A 1,129-nucleotide genomic window follows, 5' to 3' on the forward strand; every position below is an offset into this window, starting at 1 on the left:
GGGGGACTCGAAAAGATTGCGGGTCGGGTTCTGCTTACGCCGATCAAGATCGATCCCATCGTTTCGCGCTAACCCTGGCCGGGCGCTTCGCGCTAGACAAGGGCGATGAGCAAGAGTGACCCCAAGACCACCGTCGGGAAGACGGCGGGCGACCCGGCCGCGACAGGCGCCGCGATGCCCGCCGGGAAACCGAAAGCCACCTTCAAGGACGGCGGCGAGAAGGACGGCGAGCGCGTCGCCAAGGTGCTGGCCCGGGCCGGCCTATGCTCCCGCCGCGAGGCCGAGCGCTGGATCGCCGAGGGCCGCGTGGCGCTGGACGGCAAGGTGCTGGAGACGCCGGCCGTGGTGGTGCCGCCCGGCGCCGTCCTGACCGTCGACGGCGTGCCGGTGCCGGAGGCCGAGCGCACCCGGCTGTGGCGCTATCACAAGCCGGCCGGGCTGGTCACCACCCGGTCCGACCCGCAGGGCCGCCAGACCGTGTTCGACAACCTGCCGGCGGAGCTGCCGCGCGTGGTCTCGATCGGCCGGCTGGACCTGAACAGCGAAGGCCTGCTGCTGCTGACCAATGACGGCGAGCTGTCGCGCCGGCTGGAGCTGCCGTCGACCGGCTGGCCGCGGCGCTACCGCGTGCGCGTGCACGGCACGCCCGACCCGGCGAAGCTGGCCGGGCTGGCCAAGGGCATCACCGTTTCCGGCGTGCATTACGGCCCGATCGAGGCGGCGCTGGACAAGGTGCAGGGCGCCAACGCCTGGCTGACCGTCACCCTGCGCGAAGGCAAGAACCGCGAGGTGCGCAAGGTGATGGAGGCGATCGGCCTGAACGTGAACCGGCTGATCCGCGTCTCCTACGGCCCGTTCCAGCTGGGCATCCTGGAGAAGGGCGAGGCGGAGGAGATCAAGGCCTCGGTGCTGCGCGACCAGCTGGGCCGCTGGCTGGAGACGCATGAGGAGGACCGGCCGACGCGCAAGCCTGCCGCCAAGCCGACCGTGAGCAAGCCGGCCCCGGCGAAGCCCGCAAGCACCAAGCCTGCCGTCGCCAAGTCCTCCGGTCCGAAGCCCGGCCATGCCCCTGCGCCTCGTCGCCGGCCGGCATAAAGGCCGGGCGCTGGCCGCCCCGCCGGACCGCGCC

The 1,129-nt window shown here is 72.3% G+C and carries 1 protein-coding gene; it reads left to right on the forward strand.

Going from position 1 to position 1,129, the window contains the following annotated elements; translation table 11 throughout:
• Window positions 1–105 precede the first annotated feature (105 nt).
• Window positions 106–1,095, forward strand: a complete 990-nt coding sequence (locus P409_RS34885; protein ID WP_081992255.1) for a pseudouridine synthase — start codon at window positions 106–108, stop codon at window positions 1,093–1,095.
• Window positions 1,096–1,129 lie beyond the last annotated feature (34 nt).

The organism is Inquilinus limosus MP06, from assembly GCF_000767795.1.
GTDB lineage: Bacteria > Pseudomonadota > Alphaproteobacteria > DSM-16000 > Inquilinaceae > Inquilinus > Inquilinus limosus_E.